Genomic DNA, 19,063 nt, shown 5'->3' on the forward strand with positions numbered 1-19,063 from the left:
GCCGCGGAGCACCGATGTCGCGCGTCGGAGCTACTGCTCACCCCGGGCGACCGGACGATCCGGATCCGATGCCCACTCCGACCATGACCCGGGATACAGCGCCGCATCCACCCCGGCGGCAGCCAGTGCGGCCACAGCCAGCGCCGCGGTGACCCCGGAGCCGCAGTAGGCACCGACGTCCGCGCCCGCGACCGAGCGATCTGCGAGCAATGCCTGCAGTTGGGCGTCCGCAACCAATGTGCCGTCTGAGGAAAGAAACTGGGTACTCGGCAGATTGACCGCCCCGGGGATGTGACCGGCCACGGGATCGACGGGTTCGACGTCTCCGCGGAACCGTTCGGGCGCCCGCGCGTCGAGCAGCACCTCGACCCCGGTCGTCGCCTGTTCGGCGGTCAGGGTGCGCAGGGCCCCGCGGTACAGGTCGTCGTGTAGCACGTCGACGTCCCCGGGCTGCGCTGCAACCGGGCCGGAGTCCAGGGCCTCCCCCGCCGCCGACCACGCCGCCAGACCGCCGTCGAGGATGCGGACGTCGTCGATGCCGGCCGCGGTCAACACCCACCAGGCCCGGGCCGACCCGGCGCGGTTCCAGTCGTCGTAGACCACGGTGGGCACGCCCTTGCGCACACCCCAGCGACGCGCCGCCGACTGAAGGTCAGATCCGGACGGCAACGGATGACGACCCCGACCGGTGACACGGTGGTCCGTGAGCTCATCATCCAACGAGACGTAGACCGCACCGGGCAGATGGCCGCTCAGGTACCCCTGTTCGCCGTCGGGCTCAGTCAACGACCATCGCACGTCCAGCACGATGACGGGATCCCCCGAGTCGATGCGCTCGCGAAGGTCACCGACGGTGACGAAGACGTCTTCACGCGTGGAAGCCACACCGTCGACGCTACATCACCTTCGACAGAAACTCCTTTGTGCGTTCATGTTTGGGGTTGGCCATCACCTCGCGGGGATTTCCGCTCTCCACGATGACACCGCCGTCCATGAACACCAACTTGTCGGCGACCTCACGGGCGAAACCCATCTCATGGGTGACCACCACCATGGTCATGCCCTCACCCGCGAGTTTCTTGATCACCGCCAGAACCTCACCGACCAGCTCGGGATCCAGCGCCGAGGTCGGCTCGTCGAACAGCATCAGCTTCGGGTTCATCGCCAGCGCCCGGGCGATGGCCACCCGCTGCTGCTGGCCACCCGAGAGTTGTGCCGGGTACGCGTCGGCCTTGGCGGCCAAACCCACCTGATCGAGCAGATCCTTGGCCCGGGCCAGCGCGGCATCCTTCTTCACCCGCTTGACGCGCATGGGCGCCTCGATGATGTTCTCCAAGGCGGTGCGGTGCGGGAACAGGTTGAAGTGCTGGAAAACCATGCCGATGTCCCGGCGCTGCCGGGCAGCATCTCGCGGAGCCATCTCGTGCAGCTTGCCACCCCGTTCGCGATACCCGATCAGCTCTCCGTCGACGTAGAGGCGGCCCGCGTTGACCTGCTCGAGATGGTTGATACACCGCAGGAACGTCGACTTGCCCGAGCCTGACGGCCCGACCATGCACAACACCTCACCCCTGCTGACGTCCAACGTGACGCCTTTCAGGACGTGCAGGGCACCGAAGTTCTTGCAGACACTCTCGGCCCGCACCATCGGTTCGGCGGCGGCGGTCATGGATGTGGCTCTCCCATCTGGGCGTTGGCCAGGGCCTGCAGCTGCTTGGAGGTCAACTTGCGCGAGGCACCACGCGCGTAGTGCCGCTCAAGGTAGTACTGCCCGACCATCAGAATGCTGGTGATCGCCAGATACCAGGTGGACGCCACCAACAGAAGCGGGACCGGCTGAAACAGGTCCACGCCGATATCTTTTGAGCGGCCGTACAACTCGAAGCTGTACGGAATCGCGGTGACCAGCGAGGTCGTCTTCAGCATGCTGATGAACTCGTTGCCGGTCGGCGGGATGATGACCCGCATGGCCTGGGGAAGCACCGTACGTCGCATCGTCATGGTCCACGACATGCCAAGCGCCACCGAGGCTTCCGTCTGGCCTTCAGGCACTGAGTTGATACCCGCCCGGATGATCTCTGCCATATAGGCGGCCTCGTTGAGGCCCAGACCGAGAACCGCCAGCCAGAACACATTCGGGTCAGAAAGGGTGAACTCGAAAAGCTTCGGGCCGAACGGGACGCCGATCTGAATGTTCTTGTAGATCACCGGGACCAGGCCCCACAGCACCAACTGAACATAGATCGGGGTGCCGCGGAAGATCCACAGGTAGGTCCAGGACACCGCTTTGAGCACCGGATTCGGTGACAACCGCATCACCGCGAGGAGGACACCCAGGACGAGCGCCAGGATCATCGAATAGATGGTCAGTTGCAGCGTGTTCCAGGCAGCTTGCGAGATGCGTTGATCGAAGAGGTACTTGCCGTACGTCTCCCACCCGTACGCCTCGTTGGTCGCAGCGCCCCACAGGAACAGCCCGATCAGGACGAGGATGAGGATCGCCGCCACCCAACGCCATGGATGTCTCAGCGGGACGGCGTCGATGGCGGCCGGCGAGGATTCATCACTCATCGGCGGCTCAGCTGGTCGCACCGTTGATGACCGGCTTCTCGATCATCCCCTTCTCCGCGCCCCAGTTCGTGGCCACCTGCTTGTACGCACCGTTGTCGATCAGGTGCTGAAGCGCCTGTTGCAGCGACGCAGCCAGCGGCGAACCTTTCTGGACCGCCCAGCCGTACGGAGCCGAGTCGAAGATATCCCCTGCGGCTTCGAGTTTCCCGTTGCTCTGCTTGATCGCATACGCCGTCACCGGCGAATCCGCCGACATGGCGTCGGCCTGGCCGAGCATCACCGCGCTGGTGGCGGCGGTCTGGTCGTCGAACTTGATGACGTTGATGGCGGGCTTGCCCGCGTCGACACATTTCTTGCTGCGCGCCGGCATTTCCTCGGTGTCCTGCACCGTTGCCGTCTGCACCGCGATCTTCAAACCGCAGGCATCTTCGGGGTTGATCCCGGCACCGACCTTCTGCGCCCACGATGAACCCGCATTGAAGTAGGTCACGAAGTCAACCTGCTCTTCACGCTTCTTCGAGTCGGTGAACGACGACATGCCGACGTTGTAGTTCCCGCCCTGCACCGACGGGATGATCTTGTCGAACAACGACGCCCGATACTCCGGAGTGAGACCCAACGTGGCGGCGATCGCATTCATCAAATCGACATCGAAGCCGATGATCTTGCCCGCGGGATCTTTGAATTCGTTGGGCGGGTACGTCGGGTCGGTGCCGATGACCAGCTTGCCGCTCGACTTGATCGGCTCCGGCACCGAATTGGCGATCGCGTCGACCTTTTCAACCTTTGCCGCCGTCGTCGTCTTGGTTTCCGACCCACCGGATTCGGTGTTGTTCGCGCAGCCCGACATCGCGAGCGCGCCGCTGGCGGCGACCACCACCGCGAAACGCCACATCTTGCTTCGTCGGGGACGACATCCAACTGTCACGGTTGCCTCATTTCTCTGTCTGCGGCTGCGGTCGGACTGTTCCAAAACGAAGAGGTTAACGGCCGCGGGCCGGGGATGCAGCGCCGGTAACGGAACCTTAACTACCAGGCTGCGACACCACAGCCGTAACGCAAAAACCGCGATCTACATCTACGTTTGTGTCAAACTGCCTGCATGGAAACCACTGCTGCCCCAAGCTTGTTGCCACATCTGTGGAAATCGACGCTGGTTTCGGGAATTCTCGCCGTCATCCTCGGCGTCCTGGCGTTGGTCTGGCCCGGGATCACCATTCTGGTGGCCGCGATCTTCTTCGCCGCGTACCTGTTGATCACCGGTATCTCGCAGCTCGTCCTGGCGTTCAGCATCCGGTCATCGGTCGGTGGGCGGGTGTTGCTGTTCATCGGCGGCGCCGCGGCACTCGTGCTGGCCGTGCTCTGTTTCGTCAGCCTGCAGAATTCGTTCGAACTGCTGGCGATCTGGATCGGTGTCGGGTTCATCTTCCGCGGTGTCGCAACGACGATGTCGGCCATCGGAGATCCGTCGCTGCCCGGGCGGGTCTGGGAGATCATCATCGGCATCATCAGTGTGATCGCCGGCATCATCATGTTCGTCGCCCCCATGGAGGGGTTGGTCGCCCTCGCTCAGGTCACCGGGATCATCCTCATCGTCGTCGGCGTATTCGAAGTGATCTCCGCCTTCGCAATCCGTAGCGAGGCCAAGAAACTCCACGCGGCAATCTCACACCAGGCGCCTCCGGTGACATAAGACACCGGTCATGGTCGGCGCCTGGCCCGCAACCTTCTACTACACTCCGTCGTAGATTGGTCTGAGACCTCGGAAGTAGGGCCAGATGGACGCTTTGGACGTATCGCGGTGGCAGTTCGGAATCACCACCGTCTACCACTTCATATTCGTACCGCTGACCATTGGGTTGGCGCCGTTGATCGCCATCATGCAGACCGCGTGGGTGTTCACCGGCAACGACAGCTGGTATCGCCTCACGCGATTCTTCGGCAAGCTGTTCCTGATCAACTTCGCGATCGGTGTGGCCACCGGCATCGTGCAGGAATTCCAGTTCGGCATGAACTGGAGCGAATACTCGCGTTTCGTCGGCGACATCTTCGGCGCGCCGCTGGCCTTCGAGGGCCTGGTCGCGTTCTTCGTCGAGTCCACGTTCATCGGCCTGTGGATCTTCGGCTGGACGCGACTGCCGCGTGCCGTTCATTTGTTCTGCATCTGGATGGTCGCCTTTGCCGTCAACGCTTCGGCGTTCTTCATCATCGCTGCCAACTCGTTCATGCAGCACCCGGTCGGGGCGAAGTACAACCCGGAGACCGGGCGGGCTGAGCTCATCGACTTCGGCGCGCTGCTGAGCAACAACACCGCGATTTGGGCGTTCCTGCATGTCGTCGCCGGGTCGCTGCTCACCGCAGGCACCTTCGTCGCGGCCGTGAGCGCCTGGCTGATGGTGCGCGACCGGCGCAGGGCAACCGCCGACCAGGCGGCCGCCGAGTCCACCGACGTGTCCGACGCCGCAGCCGGAAACGATTCCGCTGGAATGTACCGACCCGCAACGATTCTCGGCAGCCTCGTGGCGTTGGCCGCAGTCGCCGTGATCTTCTTCACCGGGGACATCCAAGGCAAGTTGATGTTCGTGCAACAGCCGATGAAGATGGCCTCGGCCGAATCCCTGTGTGACACGCAGACGGACCCGGACTTCTCGGTCCTGACCGTGGGTACGCACAACAACTGCGCGAGCGTGACCCACGTGATCGAGGTGCCCTACGTGCTGCCCTTCCTGGCTGAGGGCAAATTCAGTGGCGTCACCCTCGAAGGCGTCAACGACCTCCAAAAGCAGTACGAATCACGGTTCGGACCCGGCGATTACCGGCCGAATCTCTTCGTCACGTACTGGTCGTTCCGGGCGATGATCGGCCTCATGGTGGTGCCACTGGCGTTCGCCCTGCTGACACTGTGGATGACCCGCCGCCGACGGCTTCCCGATCAACGGTGGTATGGCATCTTCGCACTGATCACCCTGCCCACGCCGTTCCTGGCCAATTCCGCCGGCTGGGTTTTCACCGAGATGGGCCGGCAACCCTGGGTGGTGGTCCCGAATCCGACCGGTGACCAGATGGTCCGACTGATGGTGCAACAGGGCGTGTCTGACCATGCGGCCGGCACGGTGTTCTTCTCACTCGCGGTCTTCACCCTCCTCTACGGCGGGCTCGCGGTCGTCTGGTTCTGGCTGCTGCGCCGCTATGTGACCGAAGGGCCACAGGAACACGATTCCGAGCCGGCCCCGCCGACGCCTCCTGACGAGGACGAATCCGCCCCGCTGTCTTTCGCGTACTGAGAGGACTGATCTCAGATGGGACTCCAAGAACTCTGGTTCATACTCATCGCCGTCCTGTTCCTCGGATTCGTGGTTCTGGAAGGCTTCGACTTCGGTGTCGGGATGCTGATGGCCCCGCTTGGCAGCGCGGGCGAAGGCGACCCGGAAAGCCGCAGGCGAGCCGTGCTGAACACCATCGGACCGGTGTGGGACGCCAACGAAGTGTGGCTGATCACCGCGGGCGCAGCCATGTTCGCGGCATTCCCCAACTGGTATGCGACGCTGTTCTCCGCGTTGTACCTGCCGCTGCTGGCGATTCTGTTCGGGATGATCCTGCGCATCGTGGGCATCGAGTGGCGCGGCAAGATCGACGACACCAAGTGGCGCAAGTATGCCGACCTGGGCATCGCCGTGGGATCGTGGCTGCCCGCCATACTGTGGGGTGTCGCTTTCGCAATCCTGGTGCGCGGCTTGCCGATTGATGCCAACCATCGGGTTCACGCCGGGATCGGTGACGTGCTCAACGCCTACACGGTGCTCGGCGGGCTCGCGACAGCCTCACTGTTCGCCTTCTACGGTTCGGTGTTCATCGCCTTGAAAACCGCTGGGCCCATACGCGACGACGCGTTCCGGTTCGCCCGGATACTGACGCTGCCAGTGATCCTGCTGGCCGGCGGCTTCGGACTGTGGACGCAGTTGGCCCACGGCAAGCCATGGACCTGGGCGGCCCTGGCGGTCGCGGTGGTCGCACTGCTGATCTCGGTGGCACTGATGTGGTCTCGGTCGCGGGAAGGCTGGGCCTTCGTCGCCACCGTGGTGGTCGTGGCCGGCGTCGTCGTCCTGCTGTTCGGTGCGATGTACCCGTACCTGCTGCCGTCCACACTGAGCTCGGAGTGGGGCGTCACCATCTACAACGGCTCCTCCACCCCGTACACCTTGAAGATCATGACCTGGGCGTCGTTGACCCTGCTGCCGCTGGTCCTGGTGTACCAGGGCTGGACCTACTGGGTGTTCCGCAAGCGGATTTCGGCAGACCGTATCCCCGCCCCCATCGGACTGTCCCGGCGGTCGGTCTGAATCTCTGGCGCGCACTCGGTATCCGCGGGGCCACCGGCGCTACGACGGGGTTACGGCGCTACCTGCTGGCGGCGGTGGTCTGCGGCGTGACCATCAGTGCCGGCACCATCGCCGCAGCGGTGGTGCTGGCACACATCGTGGCCGCGATCATCGTCCACCCTGGCTCGGCGGCCCGTCACGGCGGCGCACTGGTGGCACTGTGTGCGCTGTGGATCCTGCGCGCGGCCGCGCACTGGCTTCAGGGCCGGCTGTCGCAGCGCGGCGCCACCGCGGTGATCGGGGAATTGTCCAGCCAGGTCTTGCGCTCGGTAACCTCTGCACCACCAAGGCAATTGGCGGCCGATCGCGATGCCGCGGCGGCAGTGGTGACCCGCGGCCTGGATGGTCTACGCCCCTACTTGACCGGCTACCTCCCCGCGGTGATCCAGGCCGCGGTCCTGACACCGGTGGCCGTGATCGTGATGGCTTGTTACGACCTTCAGTCCGCGGCCATCGTGGTGATCGCGCTGCCGCTCATCCCCGTGTTCATGATTCTGATCGGCCTCGTCACGGCCGACCGGTCGGCCGCCGCTCTGGCCGCGATGACCACCCTGCAAGCCCGGCTGCTCGACCTCGTGGCCGGGATCCCCACCCTGCGCGCCGTCGGCCGGGCCGCCGGCTCAGCCCAGCGCATCACTGAACTGGCTGCCGCGCACCGACGCTCGGCCATGGCAACCCTACGGATCGCGTTCCTGTCCTCATTGGTGCTCGAACTGTTGGCCACCCTGGGCGTGGCTCTTGTTGCAGTCAGCGTCGGCGTACGACTCGTGTACGGCGAGATGGACCTGTCTGCGGGCCTGACCGCCCTGTTGCTGGCTCCCGAGGTGTTCTGGCCACTGCGCCGTGTCGGCGCTGCCTTTCACGCGGCTCAGGACGGCAAGACCGCCGCCGAACAAGCTTTCAAGCTCTGTGAGACGCATCAGCCCGCCGGAGGTGCTCTGCGCGTAGCGGATTCCGCTCCCGCGATCGAGTTGGAGGGTCTGGGGCCAACCATCGAACCGGGCAGGGTCACCGTGCTCACCGGCCCCAACGGAGCGGGAAAATCGACTGCACTACAGGCCATTCTCGGTTTGGCCACGCTTCCGTCCGGGCCCGTACGGGTCGATGGAGTGGATGTCGGTGACCTGGACATGACGGCGTGGTGGCACCGCATCGCCTGGCTGCCGCACCGGCCCGTGCTGATCCCGGGAACGGTCCGCGAGAACCTTGAGCTGCTCGGACCACTGACCGACCTGGCCCGGGCCTGCCGCGATTCCGGCTTCGACGACGTGCTCGACGACCTTCCTGACGGGCTGGACACGAGGATCGGCCGCACCGGGGTCGGATTGTCACTGGGACAACGACAGCGGTTGGGGCTCGCCCGCGCGCTCGGGGCCTCGGCACGGGTACTGCTTCTCGATGAGCCCACCGCCCACCTCGATTCCGCGCTGGAACAACGGGTGCTGCAGGCGATCGTCGGCCGGGCCCGCGCCGGTGCCACGGTCATCGTGGTCGGGCACCGGGATCCGGTGGTGGCCATCGGCGACGAGGTGATCACGATAGGTAGCGCACATGTTTCGACGTGATCCGCTGCTGCGGCTGGCCCTGGACCTGCTGCGACCCCGGCTGAGCCGGCTGATCCTGGCCAGCGTTCTCGGAGTGCTCTCGCTGGGCAGCGCGCTGGCCCTGGCGGGTATCTCGGCGTGGTTGATCACCCGGGCCTGGCAGATGCCCCCGATCTTGGACCTCTCGGTGGCCGTCGTCGCGGTGCGTGCGTTGGGTATCTCCCGCGGTGTGCTCGGCTACTGTCAGCGGCTGGCCGCCCACGACACGGCGCTGAGGGCCGCGGCCAACGCCCGCACCGGGTTGTACCGCAGACTCGCCACCGGACCCGACGACGATGCGATGCGACTTCCGAGCGGGGAGTTGGTTTCCCGGGTCGGCAGTTCCGTCGATGAACTGGCCGACGTCGTAGTGCGTTCTGTGCTGCCGATCGTGGTGGCCACAGTGCTCAGCGCGATCGCGGTCGGTGTCATCGCGCTCATCTCCCCGGGCGCCGCGGTGGTCCTGGCGCTGTGCCTGCTGATCGCCGGCGTGGTGGCCCCGGCACTCACCGCCCGCGCCGTTGCAGCCGCGGAATCCGTTGCCGTGCAACATCGTGGCGACCGCGACTCGGCGACGATGTTGGCCCTGGAGTACGCGCCGGAGTTGCGGGTGAGCGGACGCCTCGACGATGTCATCGCCACCGCCGAGCGCCACCACCGCGACTGGGGCCACGCCGCTGACCGAGCGGCCGCCCCGGCGGCGTTGGCCGCCGCGATGCCCAGCATCGCCATTGGTGCCAGTGTCCTGGGTGCGGTCGTCGCAGGCATCGCACTGGCCCCCACGACCGCGCCGACCACCTTGGCCATCCTGATGTTGTTGCCGTTGTCGGCTTTCGAGGCCACAACGGCCCTGTCCGACGCTGCTGTCGGGCTCACGAAGTCCCGTATCGCCGCACGGCGCCTGCTCGAGCTCATCGAGGGCGATCCCCGGGCCCGCCGACGTCCCGAGGCACCCTCGGTCGATCTGCCCGACGGCGGCCGACTGGCCGTCGTCGGGCCGAGCGGCTCGGGAAAGACGACGCTGTTGATGGCGCTGGCCGAACGACTCGATGAAACACCTGGACGCGCAGCGTTTTTCGCCGAGGATGCACACATTTTCGAGACCACTGTGCGGGACAACCTGCTCGTGGTCCGCGGGGATGTCACCGACACCGAATTGCTGTCGGCGATCGAGCGTGTCGGTCTCACCGACTGGTTGGACGGCCTGCCCGACGGCTTGTCGAGCGTGCTCGAAGGCGGTCACACCGCGTTGTCGGCCGGTCAGCGGCGCCGGTTGTTGCTGGCGAGAGTGCTGGTGTCCGATTTCTCTGTCGTCCTGCTCGATGAGCCCACCGAGAACCTCGACGCCGCCGACAGCCAACGGATCCTCACCGAAATCCTCACTCCGGGTGACTGGTTCGCCGCGGACCGGACCGTCGTCGTCGCCACCCACCATCTGCCGGACGCGCTCGGCTGCCCCGTCGTGCACTGTCCACAGCCCGGCACCCTCATCGGCGGGTAGCCTCGCAGGCATGACCGACGAGCGATCCAACCCACCCGGGTCGGAGGAGCCGCAGCCGACCGAGCCTCCCCCGCCGTCGGGATATCCCTACGGGCCGCCCCCCGGTGCGTATCCCGGGCCGTACCCGTCGGCCCCGCCGCCGTACGGCGGATACCCGATGCAGCCCAGCCCGCGTGGGCCCGCCAACGGACTCGGCATCGCCGCGCTCATCCTGGCCATCTTCGCGCTGCTGCTGACGTGGACGGTGATCGGTGGACTGATATTCGGCATCGTCGCACTGATCCTCGGGTTTCTCGGTCGTGGGCGCAGCCAACGCGGCGAAGCCACCAATGGTGGCGTCGCTACCGCCGGAGTCGCGCTGGGAGCCATCGCCTGTGTGGTATCCCTGGTGTTCGTCGGCATCTGGCTGTACTTCGGCCAACGATGGTTCGACGATGTCGGTGGCCGGGACTACGTGCACTGCCTGCAGCAGGCCGGCGACGACACCGTGGCGCAGCAGCGGTGCGAGAAGGAGTTCGAACGGCGGATCGAGGATTCCTTCGGCGAGACGCCGACCACTATCCGCTGAGCCGACTCACGTCGTGGCGGCGCCGGGGAAGTACTTGACGATTCCCTCCTGGACCACCGTCGCGACCAGATGGCCCGCGGCGTCGAAAAAGTGGCCGGTGCCCAACCCGCGGGATTCCGCCGCCACCGGCGACGTGGTCGAGTACAGCACCCACTCGTCGAACTTGACCGGCCGGTGAAACCACACGGAGTGGTTCATCGTCACCGCGAAGATCCGGTCAAAACCCCAGGACAACCCGTGAGTGGTGATGATCGAATCGAGCACGGTGGTGTCCGAGGAGTACACCAGGGCCGCACCGTGCAGCACCGGATCGGAGGGCATGGTGCCCTCCGTCTTCAGCCACACCCGGTTGTGGTCGAGCTTGCCGCCCTTTCTCCGCATCACCCAGGACGGATCGTTGGTGTACCGCCATTCGATCGGGCGTAATGCCTCGACGAACAACGGCACCGTTTTCTCATAGCCGCGCAGCAACTCATCGATCTTGGGCAGCGTGTCCGGATGCGGAACCTCCGGAGCGGGCACGCTGTGCTCGAGCCCCCGGCCAGCGTTCATGTAGGACAGCATCACCGAGGTCAGCAGGTTCCCGTCCTGCATGACATCCACCCGGCGGTTGGCGAACCGGCGCTCGTCGCGCAGCCGCACCACGTGGAACTCCAGATCCTTTTCCGGGTCGCCACCGGCGATGAAGTGCGCATTCAGCGCACTCGGCGCGAGCTTGTGTTCTAGCGTGCGCCCACCGGCGACGAACGCCTGCGCGATCATCTGGCCACCGAAGGTGCGTACCGGGTTCTTACTCGGATGCGAGCCGATGAACAGGTTGTCATCGACGCGATTCAGATCGAGAACAGCCAGCAGCTCCTCGAAATCCGGGTGTGTCAAGGAATGCCTTTCGAGATCTTTGGCAGGCGCTGGTCGGCAGACGACCGCTAGACGTCGTCCTCCCCGATGCGGTGCACGTGGATCAGATTCGTGGAGCCTACTGTGCCCGGCGGCGCACCCGCGACGATGACCACCAGCTCACCGCGCTTGTAGCGGCCCAGATCCAGCAGCGACTTGTCGACCTGACGGATCATGTCGTCGGTGCTCTTCATCTGCGCCACGATGAACGTCTCGGTACCCCAGGTCAGGGCCAGCTGGCTGCGCACCTCGGGCAGCGCCGTGAAGGCCAGCACCGGCAGCGGGGTGTGCAGCCGGGCCAGGCGACGCACCGTATCCCCGGACTGGGTGAACGCGACCAGCGCCTTGGCGTCGAGTCGCTCGCCGATATCGCGGGCCGCATAGGAGATGACCCCGCGCTTGGTGCGAGGGGTGTGGGTCAGCGGCGGCACGCTCACCGAATTGTCTTCGACCGCCTTGATGATGCGGGCCATCGTCTTGACGGCCTCCAGCGGGTACTTGCCGACGGAGGTCTCGCCGGAGAGCATCACCGCGTCCGCGCCGTCGAGCACGGCGTTGGCGACGTCGGAGGCCTCCGCGCGGGTGGGCCGGGAGCTTTCGATCATCGACTCCAGCATCTGGGTGGCGACGATGACGGGTTTGGCGTTCTCCCTTGCCATCTGGATGGCCCGCTTCTGGACCAGCGGCACTTCTTCCAGCGGCAGTTCGACGCCGAGGTCACCGCGGGCGACCATGATCGCGTCGAATGCCAGCACGATGGCCTCGAGGTTTTCGACGGCCTCGGGCTTCTCCAGCTTCGCGATCACCGGAACGCGCCGGCCGACCCGGTCCATCACCTCGTGGACGAGTTCGATGTCGGCGGGCGACCGGACGAACGACAGGGCGATGAGATCAACGCCCAGGCGCAGCGCGAACTCGAGATCCTCGATGTCCTTCTCGGACAGCGCCGGTGCGGTCACGTTCATGCCGGGCAGCGACATGCCCTTGTTGTTGCTGACCGGGCCGCCCTCGGTGACCGTGCAGATCACGTCGTTGCCGTCGATCTGGTCGACCACCAGGCCGACGTTGCCGTCGTCGACGAGGACCCGGTCCCCCGGGCGGGCGTCCTCGGCCAACCGCTTGTAGGTGGTCGACACCCGGTCGTGCGTGCCCGGGCAGTCGTCGACGGTGATCCGCACCGATTCGCCGTTCGCCCAGTAGGTGGGACCGTCGGTGAACCGGCCCAATCTGATCTTGGGGCCTTGAAGGTCAGCCAGCACACCCACTGCATGGCCGGTGGCATCCGATGCCGCCCGGACCCGCTTATAGGCGGCCTCGTGGTCGGTGTAGTCACCGTGGCTGAAGTTCAGCCGAGCGACATCCATCCCGGCCTCGACCAGGGCCCGTACCGTCTCATCGGTGCTGGTAGCCGGGCCAAGCGTACAAACGATCTTTCCGCGTCTGCTCACGTCATGTCAGTCTAGTTGATCGATTCAGACGACGCTTAGTGGGAGCGTCCCGGGCCTCACCGGCGACGGCAGATCCGACTCACCCATCAGGTAGGCGTCCACCGCGTGCGCCGCGCTGCGCCCCTCTGCAATGGCCCACACCACCAGCGAGGCGCCCCGGTGGGCATCGCCGCAGACGAACACCCCGGGCGCTTCGGTCTGCCAGTCCGAACCGCACGACACGGTGCCGCGCCGGGTCAGTTTCAGGTGCAGCCCGTCGAGCAGCGCCATGTGCTCGACGCCTTCGAACCCGATCGCCAACAGCGCCAGGTCGCAGGGAATCTGCAACGACTCGCCGACCGGGGTGATCTGGCGCCGTCCTTCCGCGTCGCGGGTCACCTGAACCTCGGCGATCTCGACGGCCCGCACATGACCGTTGTCGTCGCCGAGAAAACGTTGTACCGCCACTTCGAACCGGCGCGCGCCCCCTTCGGCGTGTGCCGGAGAGGTCCGCAGCACCAACGGCCACGTCGGCCAGGGAGAGAGTTCGTCATCGCGGGTCTCGGGCGGCTCGGCGTTGTAGTCGAGCTGCGTCACCGACGCCGCACCCTGACGGTGCGCGGTACCCAGGCAGTCGGCGCCGGTGTCACCGCCACCGATGATCACCACGTGCTTGCCCGCCGCCGAGATCGGCGACGACGAGTCGCCTTCGCACTCGCGGTTGGCCGGCACCAGATGCTCCATCGCCAGGTGCACGCCGTCGAGCTCTCGTCCGGGCACGTCGTTGTCGCGGCCCCGGAGCGCGCCGACCGCCAGCACTACCGCCTGGTGACGCTGACGCAGCTGCTCGACGGTCAGATCAACGCCCACTTCGCACTCGGTGACGAATCGCGTGCCCTCGGCCCGCATCTGGGCCAGACGCTGATTCAGCACCGACTTCTCGAGCTTGTACTCGGGGATCCCGTAGCGCAGCAGCCCACCCACCCGGTTGTCACGCTCGTACACCGTCACCTCGTGGCCGGCACGGGTGAGTTGTTGTGCCGCAGCCAAACCTGCCGGTCCCGAACCGACGACGGCCACGCTCTTACCGGTGGAGATCGCAGCGGGCTGGGGTTCGACGGTGCCGTTCATCCAGGCGTGGTCGGCGATCGTCTGCTCGATCCGCTTGATCGTCACGCTGCCGCCGGTCTGCTCCTCGGAGATCGAGAGCACGCAGGCGGCCTCACACGGCGCCGGGCACAGCCGTCCGGTGAACTCCGGAAAGTTGTTGGTGGCGTGCAGGCGATCACTGGCCGCATCCCAACGACCCCGCCTCACCAGGTCGTTCCATTCCGGGATCAGATTGCCCAACGGGCAGCCCGCCTTGCCGGAATGACAGAACGGGATCCCGCAATCCATGCAGCGCCGCGCCTGCTGCGACACCTCGCCGGCGCGCGCGTTGGGATCCTCGCGCTCGTACACCTCGCGCCAGTCCCCCACCCGTTCCTCGACGGGGCGCTTGGCCGCCTCGATCTTGGGGACACGAAGAAATCCGCTCGGATCAGCCACGGCTGGCCTCCATGATCGCGCTGTCCACATCGCGTCCCTCGGCCTTGGCCATCCGGGTCGCCTGCAGGACACGCTGGTAGTCGGTGGGCATTACTTTGGTGAATTGCGCGCTGCGCCTTGGCCAGTCAGCCAGAATCGAGGACGCCAGAGTGCTGCCGGTATGGCGAGCGTGGGCGGCCACCACATCGTGCAGCCAGGCCAGATCTTCGGCTTCGAGCTGCTGCAACTGCACCATTTCGGTGTTGACCCGGGCCGGGTCCAGACCGAGCACGAAGGCAATGCCACCGGACATGCCGGCAGCCAGGTTGCGTCCGGTCTTACCCAGGATCACCACCCGTCCGCCGGTCATGTACTCACACGCATGGTCGCCGACACCTTCGACGACGGCCAAGGCGCCGGAATTGCGCGCGCAGAACCGCTCGCCGACCCGGCCCCGCAAGAACACCTCACCCGAGGTGGCCCCGTACAGCAGGGTGTTCCCGGCGACGACGTTGTCCTCGGGCAGAAACAGCACATCGTCGGGTGGACGCACGATCACCCGGCCGCCGGAAAGCCCCTTGCCCACATAGTCATTGGCATCCCCGATCAGATCGAGTGTGACTCCCGGCGGCAGGAACGCTCCGATCGACTGGCCGGCCGACCCGGTCAGGGTGACGTGAATGGTGTTGTCGGGCAATCCGGCCGCACCGTAACGCCGGGTGACCTCCGAGCCGAGCAACGTACCCACTGTGCGGTTGACGTTGCGGACCGGAAGTTCCAAGCGAACCGGCAACGCATCTTCGAGTGCGCCCTCGGCGAGCTGGATGAGCGTCTGATCGAGGGCCTGCTCGAGTCCGTGGTCCTGGTCGCGCACCCGCAGCCGCTGGGTCAGCGTGCCGCCGTCGGCATCCGTCGGCAATGCGAATATCGGGCTGAGGTCCAGCCCACGGCTCTTCCAGTGCGCCACACCGGGATCGGTGTCGAGCACCTCGGCGTGGCCGACGGCCTCGTCGATACTGCGGAATCCCAACTCGGCCAGGTACCGGCGGATGTCCTCGGCAATGAAGGTGAAGAAGTTCTCGACGAACTCGGGCTTGCCGTTGAACCGCGCCCGCAGTTCCGGGTTCTGCGTGGCCACACCGACCGGGCAGGTATCGAGGTGACAGACCCGCATCATGATGCAGCCCGACACCACCAGCGGCGCGGTGGCAAAACCGAACTCCTCGGCGCCCAACAGTGCAGCCACGATCACATCGCGGGCGCTGCGCATGCCACCGTCGCACTGCACGGTGATCCGATCACGCAAACCGTTGAGCACCAACGTCTGCTGGGTGTCGGCCAGACCGATCTCCCACGGCGCCCCGGCATGCTTGAGTGAGGTCAACGGTGCCGCGCCCGTGCCGCCGTCATATCCGGAGATCAACACGACGTCGGCATGCGCCTTCGACACCCCGGCCGCGACCGTGCCGACACCGACGCTGCTGACCAGCTTCACGTGGATCCGGGCCTGGTCATTGGCGTTCTTCAGGTCGTGGATGAGCTGGGCCAGGTCCTCGATCGAGTAGATGTCGTGGTGCGGGGGCGGCGAGATCAGTCCCACGCCGGGAGTGGAGTGCCGGGTCTTGGCGATGTTGGGATACACCTTGTACCCCGGAAGCTGGCCACCCTCACCGGGTTTGGCGCCCTGGGCCATCTTGATCTGGATGTCGGTGGCGTTCACCAGATAGTCGCTGGTGACACCGAAGCGTCCCGAGGCCACCTGCTTGACGGCGCTGCGCCGGCGCGGATCGTACAGTCGGTCGACGTCCTCACCACCTTCACCGCTGTTCGACCGGCCGCCGAGGTTGTTCATGGCGATCGCCATGGTCTCGTGGGCTTCCGCCGAGATGGAGCCGTAACTCATCGCCCCGGTGTTGAACCGGGTCACGATCGACTCGACCGGTTCGACCTCATCGAGCGGAACCGGGGGCCGCAGTCCCTGCTTGAACTCGAACAGCCCACGCAGGGTCCCGCCTTCGCGAGACAGCCGGTCGACCTCCTCCGAGTAGCGGGCGAAAATGTCGCGCCGACCGGTCCGGGTCGAATGCTGCAGCAGAAAAACCACTTCCGGGGTGAACAGATGCAGCTCACCTTCCCGACGGAACGCGTACTCGCCCCCGACCTCCAGACGACGGTGCACCCGCTCGGTGGGGTTCTCCGGATAGGCGCGCCGGTGACGCAGCTTGACCTCCTCGGCCAGCACATCCACCCCGACGCCGCCGAGCTGGGTGGTGGTTCCCGTGAAGTAGTCGTCGACGACGTCGCGGCTCAGCCCGATGGCCTCGAAGACCTGGGCGGCGGTGTAGGACGCGACCGTGGAGATACCCATCTTGCTCATCACCTTCACCACCCCCTTGCCCAGCGCCTTGACGTAATTGCGCACGGCAGTGGCGGTTTCGATGCCGGTGAGCTCGCCTTCGCGGATGAGGTCCTCGATCGACTCGAAGGCCAGATACGGGTTGACGGCGGCGGCGCCGTACCCGATGAGCATGGCGATGTGATGGACCTCGCGGGCGTCACCGCTTTCCACCACGAGCGCTACTTTGGTGCGTTCCTTGGAACGCACCAGATGGTGGTGTACCGCGGAAACGGCGAGCAGCGACGGGATCGGAGCCCTGGTGTGGTCGGAATCGCGGTCGGAGATCACCAGGGTGCGAGCACCTTTGGCAATCGCCTCGCTCGCCCTCGACCGCAGGTCGTCGACCGCTTCGGCCAGGCCTTCCCCACCCCGCTCGACGTCGTAGAGCGCACGCAGCACGGTGGTGCGCAGGCCCGGATGCTCACCGTCGTCGTTGATATGGACGATCTTGCTCAGCTCGTCGTTGTCCAGAACCGGCCAGCGCAAGACGATTTGGCGGCACGACGCGGCAGAGGGTTCCAGCAGATTCTCCTCGGGCCCCATCACGCGGGCCATCGAGGTGACCACCTCCTCGCGGATGGCGTCCAACGGCGGGTTCGTCACCTGGGCGAACAGTTCGACGAAGTAGTCGTAGAGCAGCCGTGAGCGCTTCGAGAGCACCGCGACGGGGGTATCGGTCCCCATCGAACCGAGCGGCTCGCCGCCGGATGCCGCCATCGGCGTCAGCAGGATCCGCAGTTCCTCCTCCGTGTAGCCGAACGCGATCTGACGGCGCACCACCGAGTCGTGATTCGGCTGGGTCCGGGCCCGCTCGGGCAACGTGCCGAGATCGAGCAGACCGGCATGCAGCCACTCGCCGTAGGGTTCGGCGGCCGACAACTGCTCCTTGATCTCGTCGTCTCCGATGATGCGCCCGGCGGCGGTGTCGACCAGGAACATCTTGCCGGGCTGCAGGCGCCCCTTGGCGACGATCTCGCCCGACGGCACGTCGAGCACACCGCTCTCGCTGGCGAGGATGACCCGGTCGTCGACCGTGCGCCACCAGCGTCCCGGCCGCAGACCGTTGCGGTCCAGTACTGCCCCCACCACGGTGCCGTCGGTGAACGTCACGCAGGCGGGGCCGTCCCACGGTTCCATCAGCGAAGCATGGAACTTCCAGAATGCGCGCTCCGCGGCGTCCATGGTGGTGGCGTTCTGCCACGCCTCCGGAATCATCATCAGCACCGCGTGCGGCAGGCTACGCCCGCCCAGGTGCAGCAGCTCAAGCACCTCATCGAAGGACGCCGAATCAGAGGCGTCCGGGCTGCAGATCGGCGACAACCGGCTCAGGTCACCGGGAATCCGTGCGCTGGCCAACAGCGCCTCCCGGGCGTGCATGCGGTTGCGATTACCGCGCACGGTGTTGATCTCGCCGTTGTGGGCGACGAAGCGGAACGGATGCGCCAACGGCCACGACGGAAAAGTGTTGGTGGAGAAGCGACTGTGGACGATGGCGATCGCGCTCATGCAGCGCTCGTCCCGCAGATCCGGAAAGTATTGCGGCAGCTGCATTGTCGTCAGCATGCCCTTGTACACGATGGTCCGGCTGGACAACGACGCGAAATACACCGCATCGGCGCCCTGGCCCTGTTCGGCGCGCTTGCGCAGTGGATAGACCTTGCGGTCCAGCTCGATACCGCCCAGCCGGTTGCCATCGACCTCTGGTGCCGCGACGAACAGCTGCGCCATGTGGGGCATGCAGCCCAGCGCCGTCGAACCGATCTCGGCGCCGTCCGGATCCACCGGCACCTCGCGCCAGCCGAGAACCTCAAGGTCTTCCTCAGCGGCCAGTGCTTCGATGCGGGCGCGGGCGGCACTGCGCGCGTCCTGGTCCTGCGGCAGAAAACAGATGCCCGCGGCGAAACTATGGCGGCCGTCGGCGGCAGAGGCGGGCAGTGCGAAGTCGACCACGTCAGTCAGCAGTTCGACCGGCAGCTGCAGCAGGATGCCGGCCCCGTCGCCACTGTTGGGCTCGGCCCCGGCGGCACCGCGGTGTTCGAGGTGTTCGAGGGCGGTCAGCCCATCAGTGACGATGCCATGGGAGCGGCGGCCCTGAATGTCGGTGATCATGGCCACGCCGCAAGAATCGGCCTCATTGGCGGGGTCATAGAGCCCCTGCGCATCTGGCAATGCCGAGAACAGCATCTAGTCGCACCTCCGCAAGTCCGGAACA

14 protein-coding genes are annotated in these 19,063 nt (G+C 66.0%); 6 read left to right on the plus strand and 8 right to left on the minus strand.

Annotation, left to right across the window (positions count from 1 at the left end):
- Positions 1 to 30: 30 nt before the first annotated feature.
- The 4 genes from AB0876_RS11505 to AB0876_RS11520 are packed head-to-tail and all read right to left on the minus strand — an operon-like array spanning position 31 to position 3,466.
- The gene (locus AB0876_RS11505) at positions 31 to 885 is read right to left on the minus strand and encodes a sulfurtransferase (protein ID WP_491839186.1); all 855 of its coding nucleotides are present in this window, start codon (positions 883 to 885) and stop codon (positions 31 to 33) included.
- Positions 886 to 895: 10 nt separating this feature from the next.
- Positions 896 to 1,648: an amino acid ABC transporter ATP-binding protein gene (locus AB0876_RS11510; RefSeq protein WP_064887265.1), complete on the minus strand. Its 753-nt coding sequence runs from the start codon at positions 1,646 to 1,648 to the stop codon at positions 896 to 898.
- Between the two features lie 17 nt (positions 1,649 to 1,665).
- The gene (locus AB0876_RS11515) at positions 1,666 to 2,571 is read right to left on the minus strand and encodes an amino acid ABC transporter permease (protein ID WP_055113941.1); all 906 of its coding nucleotides are present in this window, start codon (positions 2,569 to 2,571) and stop codon (positions 1,666 to 1,668) included.
- 7 nt (positions 2,572 to 2,578) lie between these two features.
- Positions 2,579 to 3,466, minus strand: a complete 888-nt coding sequence (locus tag AB0876_RS11520) for an ABC transporter substrate-binding protein (protein WP_491839184.1) — start codon at positions 3,464 to 3,466, stop codon at positions 2,579 to 2,581.
- Between the two features lie 207 nt (positions 3,467 to 3,673).
- On the opposite strand from AB0876_RS11520, the gene AB0876_RS11525 reads away from it, so the two are divergent.
- The 6 genes from AB0876_RS11525 to AB0876_RS11550 all read left to right on the plus strand — a co-directional run bounded on the left by AB0876_RS11525 (position 3,674) and on the right by AB0876_RS11550 (position 10,602).
- Positions 3,674 to 4,264 (plus strand): HdeD family acid-resistance protein, encoded by a 591-nt coding sequence (locus AB0876_RS11525; protein WP_064887235.1) that lies wholly within the window; start codon positions 3,674 to 3,676, stop codon positions 4,262 to 4,264.
- A gap of 85 nt (positions 4,265 to 4,349) precedes the next feature.
- A complete protein-coding gene (locus AB0876_RS11530; RefSeq protein WP_491839183.1) occupies positions 4,350 to 5,855 on the plus strand; it encodes a cytochrome ubiquinol oxidase subunit I in 1,506 nt (501 codons plus the stop codon).
- 15 nt (positions 5,856 to 5,870) lie between these two features.
- Complete coding sequence (cydB, locus tag AB0876_RS11535) at positions 5,871 to 6,911, plus strand: cytochrome d ubiquinol oxidase subunit II (RefSeq protein WP_491839182.1); 1,041 nt, start codon at positions 5,871 to 5,873, stop codon at positions 6,909 to 6,911.
- 20 nt (positions 6,912 to 6,931) lie between these two features.
- Positions 6,932 to 8,515 carry a thiol reductant ABC exporter subunit CydD gene (gene cydD / locus AB0876_RS11540; RefSeq protein WP_491839366.1) on the plus strand — a complete coding sequence of 528 codons (1,584 nt, stop codon included), beginning with the start codon at positions 6,932 to 6,934 and terminating at the stop codon, positions 8,513 to 8,515.
- A complete protein-coding gene (locus tag AB0876_RS11545; RefSeq protein WP_526042028.1) occupies positions 8,502 to 10,034 on the plus strand; it encodes an ATP-binding cassette domain-containing protein in 1,533 nt (510 codons plus the stop codon). The genes cydD and AB0876_RS11545 overlap by 14 nt, the downstream gene beginning before the upstream one ends.
- A 10-nt stretch (positions 10,035 to 10,044) precedes the next feature.
- The gene (locus tag AB0876_RS11550) at positions 10,045 to 10,602 is read left to right on the plus strand and encodes a DUF4190 domain-containing protein (protein ID WP_491839180.1); all 558 of its coding nucleotides are present in this window, start codon (positions 10,045 to 10,047) and stop codon (positions 10,600 to 10,602) included.
- A gap of 6 nt (positions 10,603 to 10,608) precedes the next feature.
- Here the strand turns inward: AB0876_RS11550 and AB0876_RS11555 are convergent, their stop codons facing one another.
- Genes AB0876_RS11555 through gltB form a run of 4 tightly spaced genes read right to left on the minus strand, consistent with a single transcriptional unit; the run spans position 10,609 to position 19,035 of the window.
- Positions 10,609 to 11,481, minus strand: a complete 873-nt coding sequence (locus AB0876_RS11555) for an acyl-CoA thioesterase II (RefSeq protein WP_526042029.1) — start codon at positions 11,479 to 11,481, stop codon at positions 10,609 to 10,611.
- A gap of 47 nt (positions 11,482 to 11,528) precedes the next feature.
- Complete coding sequence (gene pyk / locus AB0876_RS11560) at positions 11,529 to 12,947, minus strand: pyruvate kinase (protein WP_491839178.1); 1,419 nt, start codon at positions 12,945 to 12,947, stop codon at positions 11,529 to 11,531.
- Between the two features lie 24 nt (positions 12,948 to 12,971).
- On the minus strand, positions 12,972 to 14,474 hold the full coding sequence (gltD, locus tag AB0876_RS11565; RefSeq protein WP_526042030.1) for a glutamate synthase small subunit: 1,503 nt from the start codon (positions 14,472 to 14,474) through the stop codon (positions 12,972 to 12,974).
- Positions 14,467 to 19,035 carry a glutamate synthase large subunit gene (gene gltB, locus AB0876_RS11570; RefSeq protein ID WP_526042031.1) on the minus strand — a complete coding sequence of 1,523 codons (4,569 nt, stop codon included), beginning with the start codon at positions 19,033 to 19,035 and terminating at the stop codon, positions 14,467 to 14,469. Before gltB ends, gltD begins: the two co-directional genes overlap by 8 nt.
- Positions 19,036 to 19,063 lie beyond the last annotated feature (28 nt).

Source organism: Mycobacterium sp. NPDC049093 (assembly GCF_040704635.1).
Taxonomy (GTDB): domain Bacteria; phylum Actinomycetota; class Actinomycetes; order Mycobacteriales; family Mycobacteriaceae; genus Mycobacterium.

Excerpts from the sequence above, each read along its gene's own strand:
- AB0876_RS11510 (WP_064887265.1), bottom strand. The coding sequence starts at position 1,648 with ATGGTGCGGGCCGAGAGTGTCTGCAAGAACTTCGGTGCCCTGCACGTC.
- AB0876_RS11515 (WP_055113941.1), bottom strand. The coding sequence starts at position 2,571 with ATGAGTGATGAATCCTCGCCGGCCGCCATCGACGCCGTCCCGCTGAGA.
- AB0876_RS11520 (WP_491839184.1), bottom strand. The coding sequence starts at position 3,466 with ATGTGGCGTTTCGCGGTGGTGGTCGCCGCCAGCGGCGCGCTCGCGATG.
- AB0876_RS11525 (WP_064887235.1), top strand. The coding sequence starts at position 3,674 with ATGGAAACCACTGCTGCCCCAAGCTTGTTGCCACATCTGTGGAAATCG.
- AB0876_RS11530 (WP_491839183.1), top strand. The coding sequence starts at position 4,350 with ATGGACGCTTTGGACGTATCGCGGTGGCAGTTCGGAATCACCACCGTC.
- cydB (WP_491839182.1), top strand. The coding sequence starts at position 5,871 with ATGGGACTCCAAGAACTCTGGTTCATACTCATCGCCGTCCTGTTCCTC.
- AB0876_RS11545 (WP_526042028.1), top strand. The coding sequence starts at position 8,502 with ATGTTTCGACGTGATCCGCTGCTGCGGCTGGCCCTGGACCTGCTGCGA.
- AB0876_RS11550 (WP_491839180.1), top strand. The coding sequence starts at position 10,045 with ATGACCGACGAGCGATCCAACCCACCCGGGTCGGAGGAGCCGCAGCCG.
- gltB (WP_526042031.1), bottom strand. The coding sequence starts at position 19,035 with ATGCTGTTCTCGGCATTGCCAGATGCGCAGGGGCTCTATGACCCCGCC.